Source organism: Streptomyces sp. NBC_01224, assembly GCF_036002945.1.
Classification (GTDB): domain Bacteria; phylum Actinomycetota; class Actinomycetes; order Streptomycetales; family Streptomycetaceae; genus Streptomyces.
Genome location: NZ_CP108529.1, coordinates 9,318,301 through 9,342,303, shown reverse-complemented (window position 1 = coordinate 9,342,303; position 24,003 = coordinate 9,318,301). Strand labels below are relative to the sequence as shown.

Annotated in this window: 22 protein-coding genes and 8 pseudogenes; 15 read left to right on the top strand and 15 right to left on the bottom strand. The window is 67.1% G+C overall.

The window, feature by feature from the left end:
- The first annotated feature begins 18 nt into the window (after nucleotides 1–18).
- A pseudogene (locus OG609_RS42615) lies at nucleotides 19–962 on the top strand (LysR family transcriptional regulator).
- A 46-nt stretch (nucleotides 963–1,008) separates the two neighbouring features.
- Here the strand turns inward: OG609_RS42615 and OG609_RS42610 are convergent.
- On the bottom strand, nucleotides 1,009–1,158 hold the full coding sequence (locus OG609_RS42610) for a hypothetical protein (RefSeq protein WP_327277657.1): 150 nt from the start codon (nucleotides 1,156–1,158) through the stop codon (nucleotides 1,009–1,011).
- Nucleotides 1,159–1,197: 39 nt separating this feature from the next.
- On the opposite strand from OG609_RS42610, the gene OG609_RS42605 reads away from it, so the two are divergent.
- From OG609_RS42605 to OG609_RS42595, 3 genes are all read left to right on the top strand, one after another.
- On the top strand, nucleotides 1,198–1,536 hold the full coding sequence (locus tag OG609_RS42605; protein ID WP_327277656.1) for a MerR family transcriptional regulator: 339 nt from the start codon (nucleotides 1,198–1,200) through the stop codon (nucleotides 1,534–1,536).
- Nucleotides 1,537–1,743: 207 nt separating this feature from the next.
- Entirely contained in the window at nucleotides 1,744–2,184 is a 441-nt protein-coding gene (locus OG609_RS42600; protein WP_327276862.1) for a helix-turn-helix domain-containing protein, read from the top strand.
- The gene (locus OG609_RS42595; RefSeq protein ID WP_327277655.1) at nucleotides 2,073–2,855 is read left to right on the top strand and encodes an IS630 family transposase; all 783 of its coding nucleotides are present in this window, start codon (nucleotides 2,073–2,075) and stop codon (nucleotides 2,853–2,855) included. The genes OG609_RS42600 and OG609_RS42595 overlap by 112 nt, the downstream gene beginning before the upstream one ends.
- Nucleotides 2,856–3,578: 723 nt before the next feature.
- Here the strand turns inward: OG609_RS42595 and OG609_RS46595 are convergent.
- Both OG609_RS46595 and OG609_RS42580 read right to left on the bottom strand, forming a co-directional pair.
- Nucleotides 3,579–4,072, bottom strand: a pseudogene (locus OG609_RS46595) (Tn3 family transposase); the annotation flags it as partial.
- A 465-nt stretch (nucleotides 4,073–4,537) separates the two neighbouring features.
- Nucleotides 4,538–5,038, bottom strand: coding sequence for a cupin domain-containing protein (locus OG609_RS42580; protein ID WP_327277652.1), 501 nt, complete (start codon nucleotides 5,036–5,038; stop codon nucleotides 4,538–4,540).
- A gap of 121 nt (nucleotides 5,039–5,159) precedes the next feature.
- Between OG609_RS42580 and OG609_RS42575 the strand changes: the two genes are divergently transcribed.
- From OG609_RS42575 to OG609_RS42565, 3 genes and pseudogenes are all read left to right on the top strand, one after another.
- Nucleotides 5,160–5,699, top strand: coding sequence for a MarR family winged helix-turn-helix transcriptional regulator (locus OG609_RS42575; RefSeq protein ID WP_327277651.1), 540 nt, complete (start codon nucleotides 5,160–5,162; stop codon nucleotides 5,697–5,699).
- A gap of 233 nt (nucleotides 5,700–5,932) precedes the next feature.
- A complete protein-coding gene (locus OG609_RS42570) occupies nucleotides 5,933–6,247 on the top strand; it encodes a hypothetical protein (RefSeq protein WP_327277650.1) in 315 nt (104 codons plus the stop codon).
- Between the two features lie 104 nt (nucleotides 6,248–6,351).
- Nucleotides 6,352–6,618: pseudogene (locus tag OG609_RS42565) on the top strand (ISAzo13-like element transposase-related protein); the annotation flags it as partial.
- Here the strand turns inward: OG609_RS42565 and OG609_RS42560 are convergent.
- A complete protein-coding gene (locus OG609_RS42560; protein WP_327277649.1) occupies nucleotides 6,585–7,109 on the bottom strand; it encodes a hypothetical protein in 525 nt (174 codons plus the stop codon). The pseudogene OG609_RS42565 and the gene OG609_RS42560 sit on opposite strands and share 34 nt — an antisense overlap.
- A gap of 425 nt (nucleotides 7,110–7,534) precedes the next feature.
- On the opposite strand from OG609_RS42560, the gene OG609_RS42555 reads away from it, so the two are divergent.
- Together OG609_RS42555 and OG609_RS42550 are read left to right on the top strand one after the other, a co-directional pair.
- Nucleotides 7,535–8,809 carry a hypothetical protein gene (locus OG609_RS42555; RefSeq protein WP_327277648.1) on the top strand — a complete coding sequence of 425 codons (1,275 nt, stop codon included), beginning with the start codon at nucleotides 7,535–7,537 and terminating at the stop codon, nucleotides 8,807–8,809.
- A 101-nt stretch (nucleotides 8,810–8,910) separates the two neighbouring features.
- A pseudogene (locus OG609_RS42550) lies at nucleotides 8,911–9,416 on the top strand (IS5 family transposase); the annotation flags it as partial.
- Here the strand turns inward: OG609_RS42550 and OG609_RS42545 are convergent.
- The 7 genes and pseudogenes from OG609_RS42545 to OG609_RS42515 form a co-directional block, all read right to left on the bottom strand.
- Nucleotides 9,392–9,529, bottom strand: a pseudogene (locus OG609_RS42545) (SAM-dependent methyltransferase); the annotation flags it as partial. The pseudogenes OG609_RS42550 and OG609_RS42545 overlap by 25 nt on opposite strands.
- A gap of 226 nt (nucleotides 9,530–9,755) precedes the next feature.
- The gene (locus OG609_RS42540) at nucleotides 9,756–10,262 is read right to left on the bottom strand and encodes a GNAT family N-acetyltransferase (protein WP_327277647.1); all 507 of its coding nucleotides are present in this window, start codon (nucleotides 10,260–10,262) and stop codon (nucleotides 9,756–9,758) included.
- Entirely contained in the window at nucleotides 10,237–11,745 is a 1,509-nt protein-coding gene (locus OG609_RS42535) for a hypothetical protein (RefSeq protein ID WP_327277646.1), read from the bottom strand. The genes OG609_RS42540 and OG609_RS42535 overlap by 26 nt, the downstream gene beginning before the upstream one ends.
- A 126-nt stretch (nucleotides 11,746–11,871) precedes the next feature.
- Nucleotides 11,872–12,204 (bottom strand): helix-turn-helix domain-containing protein, encoded by a 333-nt coding sequence (locus OG609_RS42530; RefSeq protein ID WP_327277645.1) that lies wholly within the window; start codon nucleotides 12,202–12,204, stop codon nucleotides 11,872–11,874.
- 4 nt (nucleotides 12,205–12,208) lie between these two features.
- Complete coding sequence (locus OG609_RS42525; RefSeq protein WP_327277644.1) at nucleotides 12,209–13,279, bottom strand: tyrosine-type recombinase/integrase; 1,071 nt, start codon at nucleotides 13,277–13,279, stop codon at nucleotides 12,209–12,211.
- 173 nt (nucleotides 13,280–13,452) lie between these two features.
- Nucleotides 13,453–13,677 (bottom strand): annotated as a pseudogene (locus tag OG609_RS42520) (class I SAM-dependent methyltransferase); the annotation flags it as partial.
- A gap of 141 nt (nucleotides 13,678–13,818) precedes the next feature.
- Nucleotides 13,819–14,871, bottom strand: a complete 1,053-nt coding sequence (locus OG609_RS42515; protein ID WP_327277643.1) for a WD40 repeat domain-containing protein — start codon at nucleotides 14,869–14,871, stop codon at nucleotides 13,819–13,821.
- Nucleotides 14,872–15,112: 241 nt separating this feature from the next.
- Here OG609_RS42515 and OG609_RS42510 point away from each other — a divergent pair, with 241 nt between their 5' ends.
- Complete coding sequence (locus OG609_RS42510; protein WP_327277642.1) at nucleotides 15,113–16,036, top strand: ISL3 family transposase; 924 nt, start codon at nucleotides 15,113–15,115, stop codon at nucleotides 16,034–16,036.
- Here OG609_RS42510 and OG609_RS42505 read toward each other — a convergent pair.
- Both OG609_RS42505 and OG609_RS42500 read right to left on the bottom strand, forming a co-directional pair.
- Nucleotides 16,020–16,850, bottom strand: coding sequence for an IS3 family transposase (locus OG609_RS42505; RefSeq protein ID WP_327277641.1), 831 nt, complete (start codon nucleotides 16,848–16,850; stop codon nucleotides 16,020–16,022). The two genes, OG609_RS42510 and OG609_RS42505, sit on opposite strands and share 17 nt — an antisense overlap.
- 78 nt (nucleotides 16,851–16,928) lie before the next feature.
- Nucleotides 16,929–17,216: a transposase gene (locus OG609_RS42500; protein ID WP_327270990.1), complete on the bottom strand. Its 288-nt coding sequence runs from the start codon at nucleotides 17,214–17,216 to the stop codon at nucleotides 16,929–16,931.
- A gap of 183 nt (nucleotides 17,217–17,399) precedes the next feature.
- On the opposite strand from OG609_RS42500, the pseudogene OG609_RS46590 reads away from it, so the two are divergent.
- The 4 genes and pseudogenes from OG609_RS46590 to OG609_RS42485 form a co-directional block, all read left to right on the top strand.
- Nucleotides 17,400–17,696 (top strand): annotated as a pseudogene (locus tag OG609_RS46590) (DUF1062 domain-containing protein); the annotation flags it as partial.
- A gap of 104 nt (nucleotides 17,697–17,800) precedes the next feature.
- Nucleotides 17,801–17,977: pseudogene (locus OG609_RS46585) on the top strand (DUF1062 domain-containing protein); the annotation flags it as partial.
- A gap of 979 nt (nucleotides 17,978–18,956) precedes the next feature.
- Nucleotides 18,957–19,181, top strand: coding sequence for a hypothetical protein (locus OG609_RS42490; protein ID WP_327277640.1), 225 nt, complete (start codon nucleotides 18,957–18,959; stop codon nucleotides 19,179–19,181).
- A 206-nt stretch (nucleotides 19,182–19,387) separates the two neighbouring features.
- Nucleotides 19,388–20,302, top strand: a complete 915-nt coding sequence (locus OG609_RS42485) for a S1 family peptidase (RefSeq protein WP_327277639.1) — start codon at nucleotides 19,388–19,390, stop codon at nucleotides 20,300–20,302.
- An 814-nt stretch (nucleotides 20,303–21,116) separates the two neighbouring features.
- On the opposite strand, the gene OG609_RS42480 is transcribed toward OG609_RS42485, so the two are convergent.
- Entirely contained in the window at nucleotides 21,117–22,130 is a 1,014-nt protein-coding gene (locus OG609_RS42480) for a BtrH N-terminal domain-containing protein (RefSeq protein WP_327277638.1), read from the bottom strand.
- Complete coding sequence (locus tag OG609_RS42475; RefSeq protein WP_327277637.1) at nucleotides 22,127–22,933, bottom strand: MerR family transcriptional regulator; 807 nt, start codon at nucleotides 22,931–22,933, stop codon at nucleotides 22,127–22,129. The genes OG609_RS42480 and OG609_RS42475 overlap by 4 nt, the downstream gene beginning before the upstream one ends.
- 198 nt (nucleotides 22,934–23,131) lie before the next feature.
- Between OG609_RS42475 and OG609_RS42470 the strand changes: the two genes are divergently transcribed.
- On the top strand, nucleotides 23,132–23,614 hold the full coding sequence (locus tag OG609_RS42470; RefSeq protein ID WP_327277636.1) for a hypothetical protein: 483 nt from the start codon (nucleotides 23,132–23,134) through the stop codon (nucleotides 23,612–23,614).
- Nucleotides 23,615–24,003: the final 389 nt, after the last annotated feature.

The window sequence follows — 24,003 nt, the reverse complement described above, 5'->3', positions numbered from 1 at the left end:
TCACCTATGGTGGGAGCCATGGATCTCGACGTGGCGCAGGTACGTGCCTTTGTGCGCACCGCCGAGGAACTGCACTTCGGTCGGGCGGCCGGGACGCTCGCGATCTCCCAGCAGGCGCTCTCCAAGAGGATCGCGCGGCTGGAATCCCTGCTCGGCACCGAGCTGTTCCAGCGCGGCGGCAACGGGGTACGCCTCACCGAGGCCGGACAGCGTTTTCTCCCGCCGGCCCGGCAGACGTGGCCGCCGCCGACGCCGCAGTCTCGGCGGTGTGCGGGAAGGATCGTCCGCTGCGCGTAGACGTCTGGGGGCACCTCTACGCGCCGATGCGGACGCTGGCCCAGGTTGCCGGCCGGGTCGGGGAGCTGGCGTTGGGGCATGGGCGTGATCTGCTGTCGGTGACGACGGCACTGCTGCACGGCGATATCGACGCGGCTTTCGGTCGGGTCCACCCCCCGCTGCCCGCCGGGCTGGCACATCGCCTCGTCCGCCTCGAACCGGTGGACGCTGTACTGAGCGCGGATCATCCGCTCGCAGCCGAACCGGCTCTGCGGCCGGACCAATTGCGCGACAGCGTGCTGTGCGCACCCGGTTCGCTGGACCGGCTCGACTTCCTCCACCGGTTCGCCGACCGATTCGGCATCCCGAACAGGGCCACGAGCGTCAACCTGGGGCTCGCCCACTTCCTCGCCGAGGTGGCGGAAGAGCCGCGACGCTTCTCGCTGGTGCCTGCCGATGTGCCACTGCCGGAGGTCCCCGGGTTGCGCTCCGTCCCCCTGGTCGATCCCGCGCCGCTGTACGCCTGGTCGCTGCTGTGGCGCTCCGGAAACGGACACCCGGGGCTGAACGGCCTCGCCGCCGCCTGCGCTGAGGAAGCAGGGCGAAGCCGATGGCTGGAGTACGACCCGACCCGCGACTGGCTGCCTGAACCACCCACGAGCGGTCCCAGTCCCGGACGAGAATGACCTCGTCGAAGCAGGCGTCCCCCTGGCCCGTATCCGGGCCCTCAAATCAGCAACCAACGACGAGTTCCAGCAGGCGCTGCGCGAGATCGACGACGAGCTCGCCGACCGCATTCGTAGTCTGCGGGCAACGCAGGGGCGCCTGCGCCAGCTCGCCGCCGGGCATCTGGCACCGCTGCCCACCGAGGTCGGTGCCCATCTGGAGCACCTGGCCCGCTGGGGATTCACCCCTCGTTGGGTGGACCTGCAACGCGACCTGTGGATCCTCGTGTTCGCCACCCACCCAGACCGCGCGATCACCCTGTTCCACGACCAGGCCGAGACCCTGGCCGACCCGGCGCTACGACAGCTCTTCCTCGACTACGACCACGCGCACGACCGCGCCGCCGACGATCCCCGCATCGACGACCTCGCCCGCCGAATCGCCGAGGCGACCCGGGAACGCTACGGACCCGACGAACCACCCGCGCTGAATGCAGCCTCCGAGATTCCCGCCCTCATTCAGAGCACGGTCAACGCCTCTTCCCCGGCATGGCAGCGACTCGACACACTCATTCGCACACGACGAGACGCGTGACGCGACGTGCACGGACTGCCCCGTCTACGCGCGGAAATCGGTCAGCGCGCCGCGAACTACAGGGCAAACGTTGCCTGATCCGGCACTAGTAGCGTGTCGCCGCTTAGTTATGGTGCACCTGACTGGGAGGTTGGTGTCTGGCAGATTCCTTCCCCTTTGCCAGATAGGACTGTTGTTGTGGGTTCGCAGAAGAAGCGGCCGGTCAGGTTGACCGCGCAGGATCGCGAGGAGTTGGTCCGGGTGACCACGACAGGTGTTCGTGGGGCCTCGATGATCATGCGTGCGCGGGTACTGCTTGCGCTGGATACCTCGGCGGGTGAGGCGGATCCCAAGGAGGTGATCGCGGCCCGGCTCGGCGTCTCCGGTGAGACGTTGCGGCTGGTCGCCAAGCGTTTCGCCGAGACCGGTGGCGATGTTCACGCCACGATCGCGCGGAAGAAGCGCGACCTCCCACCGGTGCCCTCGCCGGTGACTGGTGAGGTCGAAGCCCGGCTGATTGCGATGGCGTGCTCACAGCCACCCCAAGGCCATGCCCGGTGGTCACTGCGGCTGCTGGAGAAGCACGTCGCGCTGGTCGAGGACATCCCCGATCTGGACCACTCCACCATCGGGCGGGTCTTAAAAAAACGGAACTGCGTCCTCACCTGAAGAAGTGCTGGACCATCCCACCACGAGCGAACGCGGAGTTCGCGGCCCGGATGGAAGACGTGCTGGCCGTCTACGCCCGGCCCTATGACCCGGCACGTCCGGTGGTGTGCATGGACGAGAAGCCCTACCAGCTCCTCGACCATGCCCGCGACCCGCTCCCGGCCCGCCCTGGTCACGACGCGTGCCAGGACAGCGAGTACATCCGCTGCGGCACGTGCTCGATCTTCGTGTGGGTCGAACCCCTGCGCGGGTGGCGTCGAGTTCAGGCACTGTCCCAGCGGACCCGGATCGACTGGGCCGGCCAGGTCAAGCAGCTGCTGAGCGTGGATTACCCCGACGCCGAGGCCGTGGTGCTGGTGATGGACAACCTCAACACCCACGGCATCGCCTCACTGTACGAGGCATTCGAACCAGAAGAGGCCTTCGCCCTGGCCCAACGCCTCGAGATCCACCACACGCCCAAACACGGGTCATGGCTCAACATCGCCGAGATCGAACTCTCCGCGCTGACCCGGCAATGTCTCGACCGCCGGATCGGCGACCTCGACATCCTCAACACTGAACTCTCGGCCTGGCAGAACGCCACCAACACCGAACAACGCCACGTGGACTGGCAGTTCACCACCCACGACGCACGCATCAAACTGCGCCACCTCTATCCCAAAAATTAGCTGCGACGGTCTACTAGCTAGCGCGTGTATCGAAAGTAGATCTTGAACGCGCGATGATCTCGTCAGGTGCCGCCGATGTCGCCGAGCCGTCAGCCGCCGGGTCCTCCACTGCCGAAAGCCCCACCGTTGTCATCCTTGCGTGCGTCCCTTGGCGAAGAGGGCCGGTTGAGCTCATATGGGCTGAGACCTTCCCCGAAATCATCTGCATCCCTCAAAGTCGGCCGGCTTCGGGAGGCACGCTCGGCTCGTGGTCCCTGCTGTCGTGCTCGAGACCGACGGCGCGTGTCCCACCAGACGAGGCCAATCAGAACAGCGACTACGACCACTACTATGCCGACGGGGAAAATCCAGCGCACAGCCGAGGCGGCCACTGTGATGTCACTGATGGGCACCTGGCTCACAGGGTGGCTCATCTGACCCACGTCCTTCCGGAGGGGATTCCACCGCATATAAAGCGAGGCAGAGGCTTCCGCTCATTGGAGAGAGAGCCCACGATGGCGGGAGCCGTAGGAAACACCAATCCCGCCGCCCTTGGCGGGATCGATCTCGCAGGGCCCACCTGAACTGGACATCTGGCAAGACTCAGGTTCCCTGATAAGTCTACGGCAGGTGGCGTACGGGGCCGCTCCCCCGCCCGCCCGGACGGAGCCTCACGGTGACACACGCCCCCCAAAGCGCTCTGACCGCATAGGTTCACCGGATTGAGGTGGGCCAGTCGACAGATAGCGTGTAGGCCATCAGCAGCTCGAACAAATCCAGCGCGTCGTCGATCGCCTTCGCCTCCAGGTGGCGCATCACCGCCGTGAGCATCGCCGTGCGCTTCGGCTCGCTGGTCCGCTCCAGCTTCGGGGCCCTGGTACCCATCCCGTACCATGCAGCGCCGCCAGCCGGTTCGGCGGCACCTTGTTCAGCTTCACCCGCCCCAGCTGGAACGAGAAGATGTCATCGACCCGCTACAGCGCGGCCTTCAGCGCGGTGCCCGTGGTCCGCGTCGGCGGCCGGCGCAGCGTCTCCAGGTACGAGTACCGCTTGCCTTCCGGCGTCTTCAGCGTGGCCACCAGGTCCCCGGGCAGAGCCGCATCCGCGCGGCGGGCGGCCCTGGCGACCGTGGTGTGCAGCCGCTTCTCCGCGATCGCGCGGACCTCGGCCACCTGCCGCGCCAGGACCGAGACGCCTGGTAGCAGCACCCGGTTCCGGCGCAGCCAGCCCACCGCATGGCCGTCGCCGACCTCCATTCCGATCTGCGCGTCAACGCCGGCCAGCTGCGCGACCTCGGCCACGGCCAGGTCGTCGGCCTGCCCGCTCCGCTCGGCCTCGATGAACTGCCCGATCACCGCCTCTGCGGCCTCCAGCCTTCAGGGCAGGAAGTTCTTCGCCCGCTCCAGCGAGTCCATGCTGAGCGCCGCTTCGGCGAGGGCCTTCGCAGAGGCCGTCTTCCAGCGGACGGCCGCCACTGGAGCCCGCATCGCCGGCCCCCAGGCCCGCCGAACTCAGCGACCTGCGCGGCCAGGTGAAGGACCTGAAACGCGAGTGGAATCAGCTCCAGGGCCACCTCGACGCCGCGGCCACGTGATCGCCGTCCTGCACCATGAAACGCGCGCCTCAGCGAAGAACTCGCCGGGCGCGGCGACATCGTCGCGCTCGGCGAACCACGTGCCTCTCGAACCGAGACGATCGAGCGATCAGTAACGCTGACGGGCCCGCCGCCACGCGGCACTCTCCACGAAGAAGTTGTCGAAGCGCTCTTGCGAATCCAGGACTTCCTGTGGATCAGCCGTGCCCTTGCGAACACGGTCCAGCAGCCGGAAGTAGTCGAAGCGCTCGACGCCCGGGGTGATGACGATCAGAACGTCAGCGTCCGCACCGGGTTCGGCGGCGAAAGCGTGCGGCAGTCCTGGCGGCACGAGGAGGAAGTCCCCTTCGTCCGCAGTGATCACACTGTCCCCGGTCAGCGCCTGAAGCCGGCCGCCGAGCACGAAGAAGAGCTCGGCGGATCCGGCGTGGTGGTGCGGTGAGGCTCCGTCGGCGCCCGCGGTCAGAGTCACCCGGTGGGCGCTCAGGGCCCCGCCGGTGGTACTGGCGTCGGCAAACAGCCGCACGGTGCTCTCAGCCCTGCCCAGCACCTCGGCCTCGGCATCCCGGACCAGAATTCCACCCTGGACATTGGGAGTGATCAGGGACATAAGCCCCTCCATTCATAGAACCGCATCCGGCCCCGGACACGAGCCGGGAACGGATCGACAGAAGTAATTCTCCATCGAATAGTACGACAGCTAACTATCAGCCGTCGAATAAGATGGAGGCGTGACCAAGGGAGACGTGACCAAACAGAGCGCGACTGCCGAGACGCGCAGGAGCCCCAGAGATGCGGTCGACCAGATCCTCGACCAGTGGCACAAGGAACGGCCGGACCTGGACCTGTCGGCGATGGGGGTCTTCGGACGGCTGGGCCAGCTCTCGCTCCTCCTCACCCCCGCCCTCGAAGGAGTCTTCGCCCAACACGGCCTGCGCCGCGGCGAGTTCGACGTCCTGGCCGCGCTGCGCCGCTCCGGGCCCCCGTACACCCTGATCCCGTCCGCCCTCGCGAAGACCCTGATGCTCTCCCGCGCCGGCATGACCAACCGCCTGGACCGCCTGGAGGCGGACGGCCTGGTGGAACGCCGCCTCGATCCCACCGACCGCCGCAGCTTCCATGTCGCACTCACCGCCCGCGGCCACACAGTCGTCGACGCCGCGGTCACCGACCACGCCGCCAACGAATCCCGCCTCCTCTCCGCCCTCACCCCCGACGAACGCGAAACCCTCGACCACGCCCTGCGCACCCTGCTCCAGGCGATCGAGTAGGGCCGGGCGCCCCCTGCGCCGACACTGTCGCCAAACACACCTCAGAAATGGGAGGGCCTCCAGAGCCCCCGCCGTGCCGTCGGTGAGGTCGTCGGCGGCTCGATGTCGGAGGGGCTGCTTTAGGACCTGTCCCGCCGATCACGAGGGTTGCGGGGAAGCGCGTGGACGCGCAGCGCGGCGGGTGTCATGATCACGCGGGCGTCCGGCGCGGGTCCGGTGCGCAGGGAGGGACCATGAAGCTCTGCGTCGCCATGCCTGTTGTTCTGCTGGCGTTGCTCATCGCCGCCTCCGGCGTAGCGGGGATTACGCGTGGCTGGGTGCTTCCCACGAACCGGCGGCCGGTCCGCCGCCCTCGCCTCTACGGGTGGGGCCAGTTGGTGGGTGCCTTCGCCCTGTGCTGGCAGCAGGTCTGCTTCTGGGTGCTCAGCGACCCCGACACCCGCAAGTGGGGGTCGCTGGGCGGCAGCGCGCTCCTGCTGACCGGCCTCATCATGATGATGTTGAGCTATCGCACGGGCGGTAATCGGCAGGGCAGCGGCACGCCCTGAGGGAGGTGTCCCGTTAGAGGTTGCCCGCTCGATCATGTGGCTGTCTGACCGGTGGGTCGTTGTTCCAGCATGGGGCGGGGTGACTTGACGGATGCCGAGCGGGTCAGGAGCCGATCGGCGACTTCGCTCGGCCAGGTCGCACCTACCGGCCCAAGGGGTTGCCGATCACCGCCCCGGACCACGACTTCGTGGACCCCGGCGTCCCGTTCGCGATCCCGTACGGAATCTACGACCTGGGGCAGGACACCGGATGGGTGAACGTGGGCACCGATCGCAACACCGCGGCCTTCGCGGTGGAGTCCATCCGCCGATGGTGGAACCAGCAGGGCCGACAGGACTACCCCGACGCCACCCGGCTACTGATCACCGCCAGGGGTTGGCCGGTTGAGTCGGTGAGGCCGATGAAGGCGAGGACTTCGCTCAGCGCTCTGCGAATGTGCTCGCCGCTCATGCGGGTGTTCTCACCGCCGCGGTCGTACTGAAACAGCAGGGGTGTCGGCGGGTTCCAGACACGTTCCTCGTAGTCGTAGGCGGCTAGGAGTGGGATGGCGCCGGTGCGTGGGCTGCGGACGTGGCGGATGACCGTGGACAGGACGTCGGCCAGCTCGGGGCTGACGAGCAGGACACGTTCCTGGTCCGTTTTGGACGGGGCGATCTGCAGCAGGGGGACGATTTCGTCGGTGGTCGGCAGCCGGTACTGGATCACGGCGTGGTGGTTGATCTCCAGCATCTCCTCGATGCGGGCGCCGGTGTGGCGGAGGATCTCCACCGCAACCCAGGCCCAGAACGCCCGGTGTTCAGCCCGGTCGAAGTAGAGAAGAACTCCGTCAGAGTCGCGGGCGCTCGCGCCGGCAGCGTTCATGGTGCGGATGAACACCGCGTTGCGGACGGTGAGGGTGCTGCCCGGAGGCAGGCGAGGAGGGCCCCCAAGCAGGACAGGCGGTGGCGGTCGGCTGCGGCTTTCGCGAACGATTCCAGGGCCGGAAAGCGTTCGCGGGTTCGCTGATCCATGCGGGCCTTGACCCGCTTGACGCGCTTAGGACTTGTCCGGCCGATCATGATCGATCCTCCCGACCGCGCTGGACCACACACGGACGACATCGGCGGATACATTCCCGTCCCCTCCCGTGCTGGGATCATCAAGGGTTTCGCTGGCTGAGGGCGGCGAGCACGTGTACGTGCTGGAAAAGGTGGGATCCGGGTTCTACCCGGTCATGGTGCCCGATTCCGACGGCCCGCCCGCTGGGGCCGGGCACCGATGTCGGAGAACTCTGACATCATGCGGCCGTGATCACTGCGGACGACAACCTGCTGACCGGCCTGGACGAAGTGGACTGGGCGAACCTGAACCACGCCTACGGGACGGCCGCCGATGTGCCCGGCCAACTGCGCGCCCTGTGCGGAGATGACGAGCAGGCACGACAGCAGGCCGTCAGCAGCCTGTTCGATCATCTCGCGCACCAGGGCACCCGCTGTCAGGCATCTCCGTACGCGGTGCCGTTCCTTGCCCGGATCGCTCTCGCCGGCCCGGATCCGGCGCGTGAGCACACGTTGGAGCTCCTGACCGGCCTCGCGGTCAACTGGGACGAGGAGCGCGAGATCATCGACGGGGCCGACATCGCCGCTTGGCGCGCAGAGGCCGCCGACAACTCTTCCGACAAGCTCCTCCCGCTGTACGAGGAGGCGCTGGCCGCCGAGCAGGACGAGCAGCGACGCCGGAGGCTACAAGACATCCGGGACTGGGTGGCGGCCGGCAATCCGGTCGATGCCCGTGACTCTTCGATGCGTTCGTACAACGCCGTACTTGCCGAACTTCCAGCCCTGCACGGTCTCTTGGACGATGAGAATCCCCGAGTCCGAACCAGGACTGCCTACCTGCTGACCTGGTTTCCCGAACTGGCGGGCACCTCCCTGCCCCTCCTGCTCGGCCTTGCTGCGCACGAGGACGATGCCGTCGCCAAGGCCACCTCGCTTGTAGCTGTCGGCATCCTCGGCACGACGGCTCTCCCGGGGACCCTCACCGCCAGTCTGGACGCCGAGGACGGCCTCGTACGCTGGGCTGCCGCCATTGCCATCGCCCAAACCGCCCGAAGCGCCGCCGCGGAACTCGACGGTCCGTTCCTCGACCGGGCCGTTGCCGAACTCGCTGCCGCAGCCACGGCCCCTGCGCCTGTACCCGCGACCGACTACAGCCTGGGCGACTTCCACGGTCACACCGCCGACGTTCTGCTCGCCCTTCCGCCCTCCCCCACCTCACGCGCCGCAGTCGCCGCCTGCCTGCCGTCCGTCAGCACGTCGCAGAGGGCGTCCAAGGCGAAAGCGGTTCTGCCAGACCTGTTCCCTAGCCCCCTGCCCGACCCCCGCCCACCGTACGCGCACCTCCCCCGCCCCCAGCAGCAGCTTTTGTATGCCCTCGCCGACCTCTTTGAAGGGTGGTGGAACACGGAGGGGGACCTGGGCGAGAGCCTCGCCACTTACGGACTTCCGGCCACTCACGCAGGCTTGCGCGCGTACATCGGGCTTCCCGCGGTCGACCACGGGTGCTGGCCGCCGAAAATCTGAGCGCGCGGACGGGGCGCGTACCTGGGAACTGCCCTGCCGATCATGCGAATGTTCGGTGCCCGAGTCGTTGACGTGGATATGGGGCGGGGTGGCGGGGTGATCTGAGTGATGCCGAGCGGGAACAGCTGCGGCCGTTCCTGCCGGTCAGTAACCAGCGTTGTGGACGGTGGCGGGATCACAGACAGGTGATCAACGGGATCTTGCACCGGGTGCGGACCGGTGTGCAGTGGCGTGACCTGCCGGAACGGTTCGGGCCGTGGAAGACGGTCTATGAAAGGCACGGCTGTGGTCGGCCGACGGAACGTGGGAACGTCTGCTGCAGCAGGTCCAGGCCGCGGCCGATGCCGCGGGTGAGATCGACTGGGACATCTCGGTGGACTCAACCATCATCCGTGCACATCAGCACGCGGCCGGGGCCCGCACCGACCTGCCGCCGGCCCCGACATCAAAGGGGGCGGCAGTCGCCGAACACCAGGACGAAATCACATGGCAGAGCCTTCAACGCCCGCCTGGTGGAGATGGTGCGGCAGGTGAGGGCCTGGGCCGCTCGCGGGGCGGGTTCACCAGCAAGCTCGACTACCTCCACGACCACGGCGCGGCCGAGCCGTGGTCGACGACCAGCAGCCGCCCGCCCGGGCGCAGTGCGTGCGCGGCCGAGCGCAGTACGGTTGCCCGGTCCAGGTCAAAGGGGGTGTGCAGGTAGTGGGCGCAGACCAGGTCTGCCGCTGAGCCGACCTATCGCTACCCCGCCGAGATCAACTCATTGCCCCTTCGTCGCGTATCTCGGTGAACCCCTGAGAGGCCGTGAGTTCAGGGAAACTGAACGGTTCTCGGTGGGAACCCGGGGGTCCGTCGTCGTGCTCCACGGCAGTGGATCCGCGAGTTCGACTCCAACTCGCGACCACGCCGCTTCATGACTTTCCGGACGCACAAGATGGTGAGCGGGCTAGCCAAGAGGACGGCGGTATCGCAACTTGTTCAGGGCGGCTCCGCCAGTGGTGTCTTCCACGGCCGCGCCATCTGCGCGCCAACCGGCGGCCTCATAGAAGCGCCGAGCGCGTTCATTGTCTTCCAGTACCCACAAGGTGGCCTGCGTGTAGTCGGCCTGTCCGAGGGTGGTCAGCGTGGCCAGCATCAACTGCTTTCCGATCCCCGTGCCCCACACCTCCGGCATCGCGTAGAGCGTGCCGATTTCCGCGACGGCGGGCGTCTCCTGAGACGGGCTGAAACCTGCGAACCCGACGATCCCCACCTCGGTCTCGGCTACCAGTACTCCCGAAGTTGGCCACTGTGTCGCTACGATGCGTGTCTTCCAGCCGGAATCTTCACGGCTTTGGTCCATGGCATCGAGGTAGTGCTGCGGAACAAGACCGGCAAAGGCCACCTGCCAGGAGCGCACGTAGACGCCAGCGACCGCTGAAGCGCCATCAGGCCATGCCTGTCGAATCTGCATGGCCGTCATTCTTCAAGGCTCCACAGGCCGGGCCAAGTTCTTTTCCTGAGTGGGATGTTGAGTGCTCGGCTGCCTGTTCCAGCAGCGCCCGCGCCGAGTTCGCGTATCGGATCGCGGTCTTCTCGCTGAGGCCGAAGACCTCAGCGAGGTGGAGCGGGTCGGGGCCGTGAGCGAGGGCTTCTTCGAGCTGGCGGTCCATGCGGAGTCGTTCCAGGGTGGCGGTCTGGCGGTGCAGTGCTGGCCCGGCGACCGAGCTCTTGCCGATGGGGCCGGTTCCCAGTGCGGTGTGCTTGTTGATCAGTAGGTGCGGGTTGGCGGTGTCAGGCCAGCGACGGCGCCGGAACTCCAGCCATTCCCGGGCGACCTGAAGGGTGAGCTCGTCCAGCCGACGGGTGCGGCCATCGACGGACAGGCGCCGGTTGCCGATGTCGAGGTCGTCGAGTTGGAGGCGGCGGATCGCCGCAGGCCGTGCCGCGTGGACGGCGGCGAGGGCGAGGATCAGCCGGTCGGCGGGATGGGTGACGGCGGCGATGGAACCGTTGATGTGCTCGGGCTCCAGGGGCTGGATGACGCCTTCCTCCCGTTGGCCGACCCGGATGCGGCTGGTCGGATTCTTGAAGATGGTGCCGTTCTTCTTGGCCCGGCCGAACAAGGACCGCAGGGCGACGATGGTGTGTTGCCGCGGCGAGCCCTGCAAGTTTTCGAGGTGGGTGAGTACGTCGTCGCGGGTGACTTCGCGCAGGTGGTCGTAACGGTCCGACCATTCCAGCAGCACGGGCCGGATCCGGTTGAGGTAGTTCCAGACCGTCGCCGCATGGCGGGCCCGGGAACGGGGGCCGCCATCGTGCAGCAGCCGGGCCCAGTCTCCGACATCGTGGGCGATCCCGGTGGCGAGACCGTCGAGCTTGGACTCCAGCCACAGCTCGAACGACGACGGCCGGTCGTCGAGGAATACGCCGATGTGGTCGAGTACTTCCGTGGTCCGCTCGACGCTCAGGCCGCGCGACCGAAGCACCGCGAAGACTTCCGAGTACCGGACTACGTCGCCCTCGGCATGGCCGGTCAGGACGATGACCAGCGCTTGGTCGACGTTCAGACGAGTCTTGCGGGGCCAGCCGCGGGCCTCGCCGAGCCGGTGGGCGCTATGACGGGCCCAGGCCAGCCAGGGATTGCCGCGGCGAGCGTCCTCATCGCTGGCCCTCCGCCCCGTGAGGTCTCGGCGGGCCTCGAACAGCGCGAGCTGGCACCAGACCGCGGACGGAGGGGGTGCAGGGGCCGGATCGGGCCGCCGGGGCAGGCCCCGGCGATCGTACTTGACTGCCGCTGGCTTGGGGCGCCGGTCCCAGAGTGCCGTCAGTCCGTAGAAGAACAGCTGCTGGTGGCGGAGGTGAGACAGGAAGGACTCCGGTTTGTCGCCAGTCGCGGCGGCCTCCGTTCTCGCCTGGACCCAGCACAGACGGCAGTACCCCTCCCGCAGGGGCACTTGGCGCGTGCAGCCGGCGCACACGTCTACCCTCCAGCGGCTGGCGAACGAGGAACACGTCGAGCACCGCGGCTCGAAGAAACGCCCCCAGGACAGGCAATCCGGGCAGGAACTCGGGTCCATGGGTCACATCGGAGGAAGCGACCGACCATCACGGCGGCGAGGAACCACCGTCGGGGCCGGTCCCGAGGAGCCGGTGGCCGCTTGCCGGGCATCGGCGTCCTGGCCGGGACGGGTGACTTTCTGCGGTTCGGGGATCAGCAGGTCACCGATCTCACAGCACAGGACGACGCAGATCACGTCCAGGTCCTCCAGCTTGAGGGAGACCGGCTGCCCGGACCACAGCCCGGACATCTTTCCCGCCGAAATGACCAACCCGTGCTCGGCCAGGCTCCGTTGGAGCTCGGACGCCTTCCAGATGCCCTTGTTCGCGGCGGTCAGCCGCAGGTTCCACCTCATCGGATCAGCCCTTCCAGCCGCTTCGCGGCCCGCTCTTGTCCTGCCGTCCAGGCGTCCTCGACCCGGTCTGCTGCACATGGACGTACCGCATCGTGGTGGCAATCCAGGAATGTCCCAAAACCTCCTGGATGGAGATCAGGTCGAGCCCGTTCAAATAGAGCTCAGACGCGCAGAAGTGCCGCAGGACGTGCGGCGTCAGCTTGTCGGTCCAGCTCGGCAAATGGGCCTTGGTCGCCTCCGCCAGCCCGCCCCGCAGGGCGTCGTCGCCGACCCGGCGCGAGGAGCCGTCGGCGTTCTTGCGCTCGGAGGGGAACAGCGGGGCGCCGGGCCGGGTGTGGTCGTCGCCGAACTGGCCCCACACATCCTCGATAAACCACCGCAGGGTCCGGCCCGCACCGTTGATCAGCGGCACCATCCGCTCGCGCGGGCCCGATCCGCGCTTGCCCTTGCCATAGCGGACATGGAGTTTACCGAACCGCCCGAGGTTCCACTTGATGTCATCCAGGTCCAGCCTGCGGGCCTCGTTTACCCTCAGTCCCACCTCGGACATCAGCTTCGAGGCGGTGTAGTTCCTGGCCATCGGGGCGAACTTCCGGCAGGTGGCCAGCTCGCCGGCCCAGCCGGTGAACAGCTGCCCGACCTCCGACTCCAGCGGCGGGATCCGCAGCTGGGCGTCCTTCGCCCCGCGCGGCCGGTTCATTTCGTCGATCGGACACTCGACAACCCGGCCGGTCATCCGGTGCAGTTCGACCTTGTGCCTCAACTCCAGGAAAGTGAAGTACGTGGTCAGCGCCTGCGACCGGGCCAGCCGGGTGCCGCTGGGCGAGTTTCGTAGCACCTTCCCGAAGTACGCGTCCGCGTCGGCAGGCTCTATGTCCCACAGCGGCCGACCGAACCACGTCCGCACCTGTTCCAGGTGACCGACGTCCCCGCGGATGGTGCCGTCCGTCAGCCCGGCCGACGCCCGCGCGAGCACGAACCCGGCCAGCGCGTCGGTCTCGAACTGCTCCAGCTCCTCCGCCGAGACCGGAGCCCGCACATCGCGGAGGTCCCGTACGACCGCCAGTGCCGTCAACCCGATCCCCCTCACCTTCACCCGGACCGCCAATCGGTCGGACGAGATGAGAACGCTTCAAGAATCCCGAAGTTACGTCACCTGGCGGGAGAGCACACGAAGGAGGAGGAACCCCCTGGCCGCAGGGACAGGGACTCAGCAGGGCTCAAGGGAACTCACGGGATGTCGCACAAACGGCATTGCGGATGAAGACGGCGCGCGTTTTCGATCATGCGGGATGAGAGATCGACTCCGGACACGTCGAGTCCGCGTTCGGCAAGGTAGGCAGTTACCCTTCCGGGCCCGCAGCCGACGTCGAGGACAGGCCCGAGCCCGCTCACGGTGTCTGCGAAAGCGTCGATCGACGCCTTGAGCCATGGATGCCTACGGATGTCACCGACTCCCGTCGTCACCACCATGTGGGCGTAGTTGTCAGCCACCCGGTCATAGGTGATCAGCAGGGCGGTTAACACAGTGTGCGCGCAACAGCCGACAATAGGACGGCGTTCCTGTAGGAGAGCATCGGTACAGCGGTATCGGCGAGAAACGATGAGCAATGCTCAGGACTTGTGCGGTGCCAGAACCGCTATGTCGCTCCCGAACCCGACCACCAGCCGCCCGTCGGACGCCATGGTCACGGCGGTCACCTCCGAGGGGAGCACCAGATCCGAGCCCACCTGACGGTGGGCGGCCATGTCCCACACCCGTACCGTCCGGTCATCACCGCCGGTAACGACGAGGGGACGGCGGTCGATCACGGTCGTAGCGAGGGCCCACACCGGACCAGTATGGCCGGTCAGTGGCTCACGCCCCGTCACTTCCGTGCACGCGGCCACGTCCCACACCTGAATCTGCCCGTCCCAGTTGCCGGTGACGGCGACCAAGCGGCCGCCGACGACAGCGGCGGTCAGCGACACCCGCTGCCAGTTGCCCCCGGTCGGGGGTGCGACCTGGCCCTGATACAGACACTCAGTCAGATTCCATGCCCCGACGGTGCTGTCGTCGTGCAGAGTGACGGCCTTGGTGTGGCCGTCCACCACTGCCGTCGCCACCGCCACCACGGCGCCGATGCGCCGCGCCGGTGGGTCGCTCACGAGATCGCCCACAACCTCGCCCGTGGCCGGGTCCCACATCAACAGCCTGGGAACGTTTTGCCTGCCTATGAGGACCACGGGCCGACCGTTCACCACGCCTGTCGCCGCAGCCCACGCCCCACCAGCGAGACTCGCCAGGGGACGACCCTCGGCTAGGTTCCACGATTGCACCAACGCAGACGGGTCGGCAATGAGGGCAACAGTACGGCCGTCCACCATCTCCGTCGCCGCAGTCCACACCGAGCCACGGGCAGGCAGCGCGGCACCGATCCGCTTACCTGTCGCCAGGTCCCACACCAGCACGGCTTCGTCGTCAGCTCCGGTGATCGCGACCGCGCGCCCGTCAACCACGGTTGTCGCCGCCGAACGCACCCAGTCGGCGTGGCCGGTCGCCCCCGTGATGAACCCGGCGATCAGGCCGCCGGTGGCCCATTCCACCTGCCACCCCGTCCCCGGGCCCGCCACCCGTGTCGCCGCCGGCTTGCCGCAGGTTCCGTCATCATGAACCAGGTCCGTCATGACCCGGAGGTTAACCGCCCCTCTCCCCAGAGGAGAAACGAAAATCCCGTACTCCCTGCCGGACTGCGGCTGAGCACAGGAGTGCTGTCCGGGCAAGAACCCCGGTGCTGTCAAGACTCGGGTTCTGGTTCACTTTCCGTGGAGCAAGCACGCTGAGTGACGGTGACCCGCTCGGCGGACCCTCGGGAAGTTGCCTGAAAATGACCAGTGGCTGGTGAGGAGTGGCTGACAGTTCGGGCTCGTGGAAGAAGTGGTGGCCCGGCTGGAGGAGTTGCTGTTCCCGTCGATCGCGAACGTGGCGGTGCTGGCGGTCGACATGAATGATGAGGCGGTACGCATCGAGGCCCGCAGCACGGAAGCCGGGGCCTCCTGCCCAGACTGCGGAAGCTGGTCACGGCGGATTCACAGTTCCTACTTGCGGTTTCCCACTGACGTGCCGAGTGCGGGAAGGCGGGTTGTACTGTGCTTACGTGTCCGCCGGTTCGCATGCCCGGTCATCTCCTGCGAGCGGCGGACCTTCGCCGAGCAGATGCCGGGGCTGACCCGTCGGTACAGCCGACGAACCGAGCGCCTGCGGTCGGTGCTGGCCGAGGTCGGCCTCGCGCTCGCCGGCCGGGCCGGTGCCCGCATGGCGAGCGTCTTCGGCGTATCCGTCAGCCGCAGCACTGTGCTGCGGCTGGTCCAGGCGTTACCCGACCCGCAGCTTCCGGCCCCCAGGGTGGTCGGCGTTGATGAGTACGCGACCCGCAAGGGCCGCAACTACGGGACCGTCCTCGTCGACGTCGAAAGTCGACGGCCGGTGGACCTGCTGCCCGACCGGGAGGCATCCAGCCTTGCTGCTTGGCTCGCCAAACGGCCAGGGGTGGAGGTGGTTTGCCGCGATCGCGCACCGTTCTTCGCGGAAGGCGCCACCACCGGGGCACCCCAGGCGGTACAGGTGGCGGACAGGTGGCACCTGTGGCACAACTTGAGCGAGGCCGCCGAGCGCTGCGTCGCCGACCACCGCGGCTGCCTGCGGGTCCTGGCACCCGATCCCGCCCAGCCCGAGCCTGAGCCCGAGAAGGTCGAAGACCCGACCGGCTCGCCCTGGCCCACCGGACACCGTTTCGCTGACCTGAAGTTCCCCCCTGGTCTTGGACAGCGGTTGCTTACGCTGCGGGGGTGAAGTCGTGCTGCAGCCTGGCTCGGGTTTCGAGTGGGGTGAGGTACCCGAACTCGGGGTGCTTGCGGAGCCTGGTGCGGTTGTACTCGACCTCGATGAAGCGGAAGATGTCAGCGCGGGCCGCCTCGCGGCTCTCCCAGACGGCGGTGCCGATCTCCGCTTTCAGCAGTCCGAAGAAGCTCTCGGCTGCGGCGTTATCGTAGCATATGCCGGTTCTTCCCATGCTCTGCCTCAGGTTCAACTCCTGTAGTTCGCGGCGGAATTCGCCACTCGTGTACTCGCTTCCGCGATCGGTGTGCATGATGCAGCCACCCTGAAGGTCACCGCGGCCGGCGGCCATCCGCAGCGCGTCGGTGACCAGCTCGGCACGATGGTGTTCGGCCATCGCGTAACCGATCACCTCGCGCGTCGCCAGGTCGATGACGGTCGCGAGATACCACCAGCCGTCGATCGTCGGCAGATAGGTGATGTCACCGACGAGCTTCATGCCGGGCCGGTTAGCGGTGAAGTCGCGGCCGACCAGGTCCGGAGCCGGTGCGGCCTTGGTGTCCTGTTGCGTCAGGTGGCGGCGTCTGCGGCGGGTGATGCCGCGGATGTCGCGCTCGCGCATGATCCGCTCGACCTTCTTCCGGTTGATCGCATGTCCCTTGCGCCGCAGCGCGGCGTGCACGCGCGGGGCGCCGTAGGCACCCCGCGAGGAGGCGTGGATCTCACGGATCTCCTCGCTCAACTCGTCCTCGGCGCCACTGTCGTTCGGCCGCTGTCGGCCGGGCCGCCAGCCAGGAGTAGAAGGTGGAGCGGTTGATCCCCGTGACACGGCACAGCAAAGCCACGCTGTAGCCGCCAGGGTTGGCCTCGGCGGCCTTCTCCGCGTCGATGAAACGGCACAGCGTGCCTACTTCATCGTCTCCTTCGCGAAGAAGGCCGCTGCTTTTTTCAAGATCTCGATCGTCTGCTGCTGTTCCCGGTTCTCCCTGCGCAGCCGCTGGAGCTCATCCTTCTCCGCCGTGGTCAGCGCGCCGGGCGCCCCCTCGCCGCAGTCGACCTTCGCCTGCTTCACCCAGCCGCGAAGCCCCTCCGCACTCACACCGAGTTCCCGGGCGACCTCGGTGACGTTCCGCCCTGACGACCGGACCAGTGCCACCGCGTCCCGCTTGAACTCCGACGTGTACCGCTTGCTCATGTTGCTCTTGCCACTCAACCTGGACTGCTTCCTCCGGGACTGATCCGTCCCAGTATCAGGCTGTCCACTTCAGAGGGGGAACTTCACCCTGTGAGACCCCCCGAGCGCTGATTCGTCGCGCGTCGCACCTATGCGCCGCGCTGCTTTTTGCTGCGGACTTCTCACTGAAACCGGTGTACTTCTGTGCTCAAAAACTGGGTGGTCGCGCCCACCTGCCTGCCGCTCGTTCTCCGCCGTTGCCACATGTGCGCGTCCGAGCGCTTCCGGGCAAGCGGCAAATTTCGCGTCAACGCAAACCACAAGCTCCTCGACGCCTGGCTCCTCGCGCTCTGTACCGCTTGCGGGGAAGCTGCAAAGCTCACGGTCCTGGAGCGGATGAACGTGCGCTCCGTACGACCTCAGCTGCTGGACCGGCTGCACGCCAACGACCCTGTCCTGACAGCTGAGCTGCTCCAGGATCCGGTCGTAAGGCGCCGCGACGTGGGCGGCTCGGGTCGAACCGAACGGCCGGCCTGGCAGTCGCCGTACGGTCCGCCGCCGCACCGGGCGCACCGCGGCCGGTGGGCGCCTGTGCCGGTGTTGGCCAGGTCTCGGTCCGCTTTGCGGCGCGGATACCTGTGCAGCCGGTGCGACTGATCGCTGAAGATTGCGGTCTTTCGCGGGCCGAGGTCGAGAGACTGATCACGGAGGGGAAACTCGCTTCGGTAGTCCGGCTGAGCGGCAAGCGCTCCGGCGACTTCGCCTTCACGCTCAAGCGCTGATGTCGGCGGCCGTGGCAGAGTCCAGGTGTGCGGCCAGTTGAGTCCCGGCTGATGGCCACCAGAAATCCAGGTGGATGGCCATCCGGCCTGCGGTGTTCCTAATCGCTCCGTAGACGAGGAGACCCCTTCATCCGATTTGCTGGTGTTTGCGAAGCATCAGCGAATCGGTCGAAGAGGTCCTGTGACGAAGTCTGACAGAGAGATCATGGAGATATTCGAGGCGTACGACCTGACCGGGACGGTATGGTCGGCGGCCGCTCTCACGGGGCACGACCCGAAGACGGTCAAGCGTTATGTCGAGGCCCGTGCCAGCGGGCGGAACCCGTTCGAGCGCGAGCCGCGGCCGAAGATGATCGATGCGTTCCTGGAGAAGATCGGCCAGGTCCGCGCCGGTCACTTCACCCAGAGGACCATGCATCGCTTTAGGACATCACGTTCCATCTCCAACTCCCGTATCCGCTTGTTCTTCTCGCTCATCTCCCGCCGCAGTCACTCCAGTTCGGCGCGTTCGGACTCGCGCATCCGCTCGACCTGTGCCCTCGGCCGGCCGGTCCGACGACGCCGACCCGTTGCGGCGCCAGCGCGAGACCCAGCTATGCAGCGTGCCCGGGGTGGACACCGAGCTCTCCGGCGACCTCAGGGACCGGCTTCCCCGTCTCGATTACGATGCGTAAGCCCCCTCACGGAACTCGGCATCATACTTCTGTTGCTTGGACCTCATGAATCCCAACCTCCCCTGCAATCAAGGACTCCACGCTACGGGGGAAGGGGCAGGCCGTGGAGAGCCCGTTGCGTTGAGAGACGCACGGCGGGTGCGGCGAGAGGTCCGGAGAACGGACCGGGAGCAATCCCGGGACCGCGCTCCGGGCCTACTCAGCGGAGTGTGCACGCTGAGTGACGGTTACGAGTCCGGCGGACCCTTGGGAAGTTGCCTGAAATTGACCCGTACCGGGTGCGGTGTGGCCCAGAGTTCGGGTCCGTGGAAGAAGCGGTGCTCCGGCTGGAGGAATTACCGTTCCCCTCGATCGCGGACGTGGCGGTGCTGTCGGTCGACGTGAACGATGAGGCGGTACGCGTCAGCAGAGGCTCGATCAGCTCCCGCAATTCGTCGTCCACGATCCACGGCCGGTTCCCCACACCCCATGAACGGCGGATTCGTCACAGCGGTCACACCTCACCAGCGCACCTCGACATGACCGTGTGACGAGCTCAAGGCGGCGGGACGGTCGGCCTTTGTGTGCCCATGGCCAAGGAAGACAGTCCCGGTGCGGTGGCCGTCAAGGGGGCGGAAAGAGCCAAGACGGAGTGGTGGGGTAGCGGGGAACTTGGCTGTACGCCGACAATGCGGTCACCCTTCGCCGTCCGGGGCCACCGGGCTCCCGGGCCGAACCGAGAGGACCGACCATCACCATGCGCAAGCCTCTCCTCGCCACCCTCACCGCCGTGACCCTCGGTGCCGCCGCCTTGGTAGGCACCACGGGCACGGCAGTCGCAGCACCCGACCGCGCGAGCGGGGCGACCCCCACTGCCGCGACAGCCGCCGTGCATCCTGACAGTACGCCCGCCACGGTGACAGCCGTCTCCTTCGCCGGCACCGTGGCGCTCAGCAACTGCTCAGGCTCCCTGGTCCGCATGCCGAACTCGCAGGCGACGGACCCGGGGCTGGTCATGACGAACGGCCACTGCCTCGAAACTGGCTTCCCGAGCGCGGGTCAGGTCATCACCAACCAGTCCTCCACCCGCAGCTTCACGCTGCTCAACGCCTCGGCCGGCACCGCCGGAACACTCAAGGCGAACAAAGTCGTCTACGCGACGATGACCGACACGGACGTCACGCTCTACCAACTGACCAAGACCTACGCCCAGATACAGCAGTCCACGGGAATCGCGCCGCTGACGCTGTCCGCGACCCACCCGGTGCAGGGGCACGCGATCGACGTGGTCTCCGGCTACTGGAAGCGGGTCTACTCCTGCTCCGTCGACGGATTCGCGTACCGCCTGAAAGAGGGCCAGTGGACATGGAAGGACGCCGTCCGCTACACGCCGGAGTGCCAGGTCATCGGGGGCACCTCGGGCTCCCCGGTCATCGACACGACGACCGGGCAGGTCACGGCGATAAACAACACCACCAACGAGAGCGGTGAAAGCTGCACCCTCGACAACCCCTGCGAGGTAAACGAGCAGGGGGCCATCACCATCCGCAGGGGGATCGGATACGCCCAGGAGACCTACGGCATCCCCGCCTGCTTCACGACGGGCAACAAGCTCAACCTGTCGGCCACGGGCTGCACACTTCCGAAGCCGACAGCGGTATCGGCACGCTGAGTTGACGCCTGAGGGGGCAGGGGAAGCTCGTCCACACCCCGGTACTCCGGGCCCCTCGTCCCCCGGCCCGCCCACCCGACACCATTCGGATGCCACCGAACCTCGTCTGGTACGGCGAGTCGGGAGCCCTCCGCCGGCCGTCGTCGACGCCGGGTACAAGCTCGCCAAACGAACGGGTACGCGAGCCGACGACGGCATAGCGCGGAGGGGCACCGCGGCGGCCGACGCGTCTCGGATGTTCACGACGAACAGCAGCGCCCGGTCTCTGGAGGGGATGGCCGCCATCCGGACTGCAACGCCTCCTGGCAGACCGAGGAAAAGGACGCTGGCTACGGGGCCACGCGGTCGGTGGCGGCGCCGTCGACGGGCAAACGGGGCTCGACTCGGACCGCCTCCCGTACTCGGGCTCTGGCACACATTCCGTGAGCGACCTTGAGTCCGGCGTCACCGGAACCCGGTGACGCGTGGTCCCCGCAGGTCACGTGACGCGCGCGTCCTGCTGGCTAGATCTTTCACGAAATGTGTGCCAGAACCCGTACTCGTGAACATCGCCCTCGCCGCCCGACGGGTGCCTTCCGCAGTCATGAACAACTGCTGTCGCGAACCGTGAATAAAGCCGGACGGGGATGCCTCAGCTGTGCCGGTGAACAGGCGACGCCCGGTCATCGCGGTGCAGGGCGCGTTCTTGAGGAGGTCGGCAACGAGTCGTTGCCACCGGACGCGCCCCGGTCGAGCATGGCTTCGCCCACCTCAAGAACTGGCGCGGGCGGCACCGCAGAGCGATCTTCAGAGAACGGAGGTTTTTTGAAGAGTGTCAGGGCTGGATTGCGCTTGGGGTATCACTCCCCAGGCAGCTCAGCGCCTGCATGGCCTCGCGCTCCATGCGTGAAAGATCGCTGAGGATGGTGCCTGCCTGTGCGAGGCACTGCGTATCGCCCGATTCACCGGCTTTTGTGATCAGTGCTGCGGCTTCGGTCCACAGGGTGGCTGCCTCGGTGTACAGACTGTGGCCGGTGCGCAGGTGTCTGCTGTCGAGCAGTTGGGTGCATTGGGCGAGGAAGTCGCGGTAGAGGTTGCGGAACAGGGCGCCGCCGGTGCCGGCCTTCTCCATCAGGAGGGCGGCTTGCGGCAGGTCCCGCTGCGGGTTGTCGGTGCGCTGGAGCCATGTGCGTACCAGCTTGCCGGCCTTTTCGATGCCTCGGTGGCCGAGGTTGGCGATGGGCGGGTTGAGGAAGGCGTCGGCGCAGGCGGTGATAGCGGGAATGATCTGTCCCTGTGGGGAGGGCAGGTCCCTCGGAACGGTGAGGGTGAAGGACCGGTGCTTGGCGGTCATCGGGCCGCGTGCGGCTCTGGCCTGGGCGAGGCTGGTCAGACTGGTGGATACGGCTCCGCCTTGCTGGTCGGTGTCCACCAGGTGGGCGTCGTGGTCGTCGTAGCCGTACATGGCGACGATATGACCGCCGAAGTGCACCTTCGACCCGAAGTAGTCCAGGTAGTAGCTGTCGAGCTGCAGTCCGACGGGGTGGCCGGCGTCGATGGGGGCCACCACGTTCTCCCATGCCCTGCGGGGCGAGGCGGTCTCCTGGACCAGAAGGTCCAGCTTGAGTCTGGTGGCCAGGTTTCTGGTGAGGCCGAAAGGCTTGACCCGTCCCCCGAGGAAGGGGAAGCCCATGTTCTTGTTGTCCCAGTAGATGAAGGACAGACCGGAGCCGAGGCCGAAGAGCATGGGCTCGGACAGATCGAGTCCTTGGTGCCGCAGCAGCACCCCCAGCGCTGTCGTCTCGCAGTGCCGCCTACCGCGGGCATCGATATCTATTACTGTGCTCATGCCATGCTCTCCTGGACGGGAATGATCAGCCGGGTCATCAGTTCTTCTTGCGGCGCCTCTGCCGGGCCGACGAGATACGCCTCACGTACGGGCGCATGCGGCCGCAGTCCGCGCTCGTGGACGGCGGCGAAGAGAGCGTTGTAGGCCAAGGGCAGCTGAGCGTAGGACCCGACGTGCACGGTCTCGGCAACGAGCCCGCCGGGCAGCATCTCGAACTCCAGGCCGGGTGTCCCCTCCCCCTGCGGCGTCTGCGCCCCGACGGCGATCTCCATCCGCTCCTCCAGATCCAGCGGGTACAGCCCCCACAACGGCGGCTCCCAAGCGATTCCCGCCCTGCCAAGCACGGGCAGCAGCCGGCCTACGCATTCCTCGACCCTCTCCCCGATCTCCGCAGGGGTGCAGACCGCTCGCACCACTGCCAGCCATCGCTCCGGCTCCCTGCTCATCGTCACCTCATAGCCGGCCAGGCCACCCTCCGCCAGCCGCTCCAGCATCTCCAGCCGTGCCTGGTCCCTGCTGATCCGCTCGGCCAGCCGGTCCCGCTCAGCGCGCAGAATCTGTGCCCTGCTCTCAGGCTCGGCAGTAAGCGCCTGGGCGATCACAGCCAAGGGAAGATCCATCTCGCGGAGCAGGGCAATGGTCAGGGCATCACGCGCCTGTTCAGGTGCGTAATAGCGGTAGCCGGAGCTGGCATCCACGCGGACCGGAGCCAATAGCCCCATCTCGTCGTAGTGCCGTAGCTGCTTGACGCTGAGCCGGCACAGGCGGGCGAAGCGCCCGATGGTGAGAAGTTCGTCTTGCACGCCATCATGGTGGACTCTCCCACGGTGGGAGAGTCCAATGCTGTACCCATTGGCCTCAAAGCCGCCCTACTCCACTTCGCCGTCGTCATCGCTTGGGGTGTCCGAGGCACGCAGCGGGCGCAGTCCGTGACTGGGCCCGCTGGCGGCGATGTTTAATAGACAGGTGAAGCGGGGTGCCGCCAACCAACCGGGGGCAGCATGACGCAGCAGGCATCGACAGGTCCGCTCTCCCAGGACGGGGAAGGGCGACCGCGTCACCTGCCGCGACGGCTGCTGTTCGTCGTGGCGGTGTACGTCATCTGCTTCTTCTGGGGAACCGCCATGCACCTCGTGGACCTGGCAGGTGGCGGTCACAACAGCTATGCCTCTCCTGCACCGGCTCCCATCCGCGTTTACTTCGTCGCTCTGGTCCTGCTCGACCCCCTGGTGGCCGTTCTGCTGGCACGACTCCGGCCAATCGCCGTGATTGTGGCGAGCACGGTCATGACTGTGGATGCATCCGCCAACTATTACGTCAACTGGCCGCAGATCTCCCAACACCCGGACTACCTGCTCCAGCCCCTCGGGTTGTTGCCGTTCACCCTGTTCGCGCTCTTCGTCGCCGTGACCGCGTCGCCCCTCTACCGGCACCTGGCCCGGATTGCCGGAGCACGGAAGCCGAAAAGTGACAACGCCGGTTGATGCTGCGCTCCAGCTCAGTCAGAAACTGCGTCGTTCGGCGTCGCATCTGCCCGTCACTCCCACATATCTCAGTCGGCAGACGATCGGTTCAGCTTGTTGCGGGTCTTGCTCCTACCAGTGCTACGGGACTCATTCAAGGGTTTCCGGGCGCTGAAACCACAGGTCAGGGTTATTGAATGAGCGCTTCGTGTGGTCCATGTCGAGCCGGTCAGCCCGGGGTTGCGCCGCTAACCCGCCTCCGCTGCACTCTGTTGCCCGGCAACTCGCTCCGCCATCCCGGCTTGTCCGTGGCACGGGTGTCTGCCCACAGATGCGTCCGCGCGGTCAACGGAACATCGACATCGTCACGTTGATTGCTGTCCGCACCGGGGGCTGCGTCGTTGCCGCGC

Bases quoted from the DNA above. Each gene is read 5' to 3' on its own strand.
- OG609_RS42610 (WP_327277657.1), bottom strand. From the start codon at position 1,158: ATGGGCACCGACCTCGGTGGGCAGCGGTGCCAGATGCCCGGCGGCGAG.
- OG609_RS42580 (WP_327277652.1), bottom strand. From the start codon at position 5,038: ATGTCCCTGATCACTCCCAATGTCCAGGGTGGAATTCTGGTCCGGGAT.
- OG609_RS42570 (WP_327277650.1), top strand. From the start codon at position 5,933: ATGAAGCTCTGCGTCGCCATGCCTGTTGTTCTGCTGGCGTTGCTCATC.
- OG609_RS42560 (WP_327277649.1), bottom strand. From the start codon at position 7,109: ATGAACGCTGCCGGCGCGAGCGCCCGCGACTCTGACGGAGTTCTTCTC.
- OG609_RS42540 (WP_327277647.1), bottom strand. From the start codon at position 10,262: ATGCAGATTCGACAGGCATGGCCTGATGGCGCTTCAGCGGTCGCTGGC.
- OG609_RS42530 (WP_327277645.1), bottom strand. From the start codon at position 12,204: ATGAGGTGGAACCTGCGGCTGACCGCCGCGAACAAGGGCATCTGGAAG.
- OG609_RS42515 (WP_327277643.1), bottom strand. From the start codon at position 14,871: ATGACGGACCTGGTTCATGATGACGGAACCTGCGGCAAGCCGGCGGCG.
- OG609_RS42500 (WP_327270990.1), bottom strand. From the start codon at position 17,216: ATGAGCAAGCGGTACACGTCGGAGTTCAAGCGGGACGCGGTGGCACTG.
- OG609_RS42485 (WP_327277639.1), top strand. From the start codon at position 19,388: ATGCGCAAGCCTCTCCTCGCCACCCTCACCGCCGTGACCCTCGGTGCC.
- OG609_RS42480 (WP_327277638.1), bottom strand. From the start codon at position 22,130: ATGAGCACAGTAATAGATATCGATGCCCGCGGTAGGCGGCACTGCGAG.
- OG609_RS42470 (WP_327277636.1), top strand. From the start codon at position 23,132: ATGACGCAGCAGGCATCGACAGGTCCGCTCTCCCAGGACGGGGAAGGG.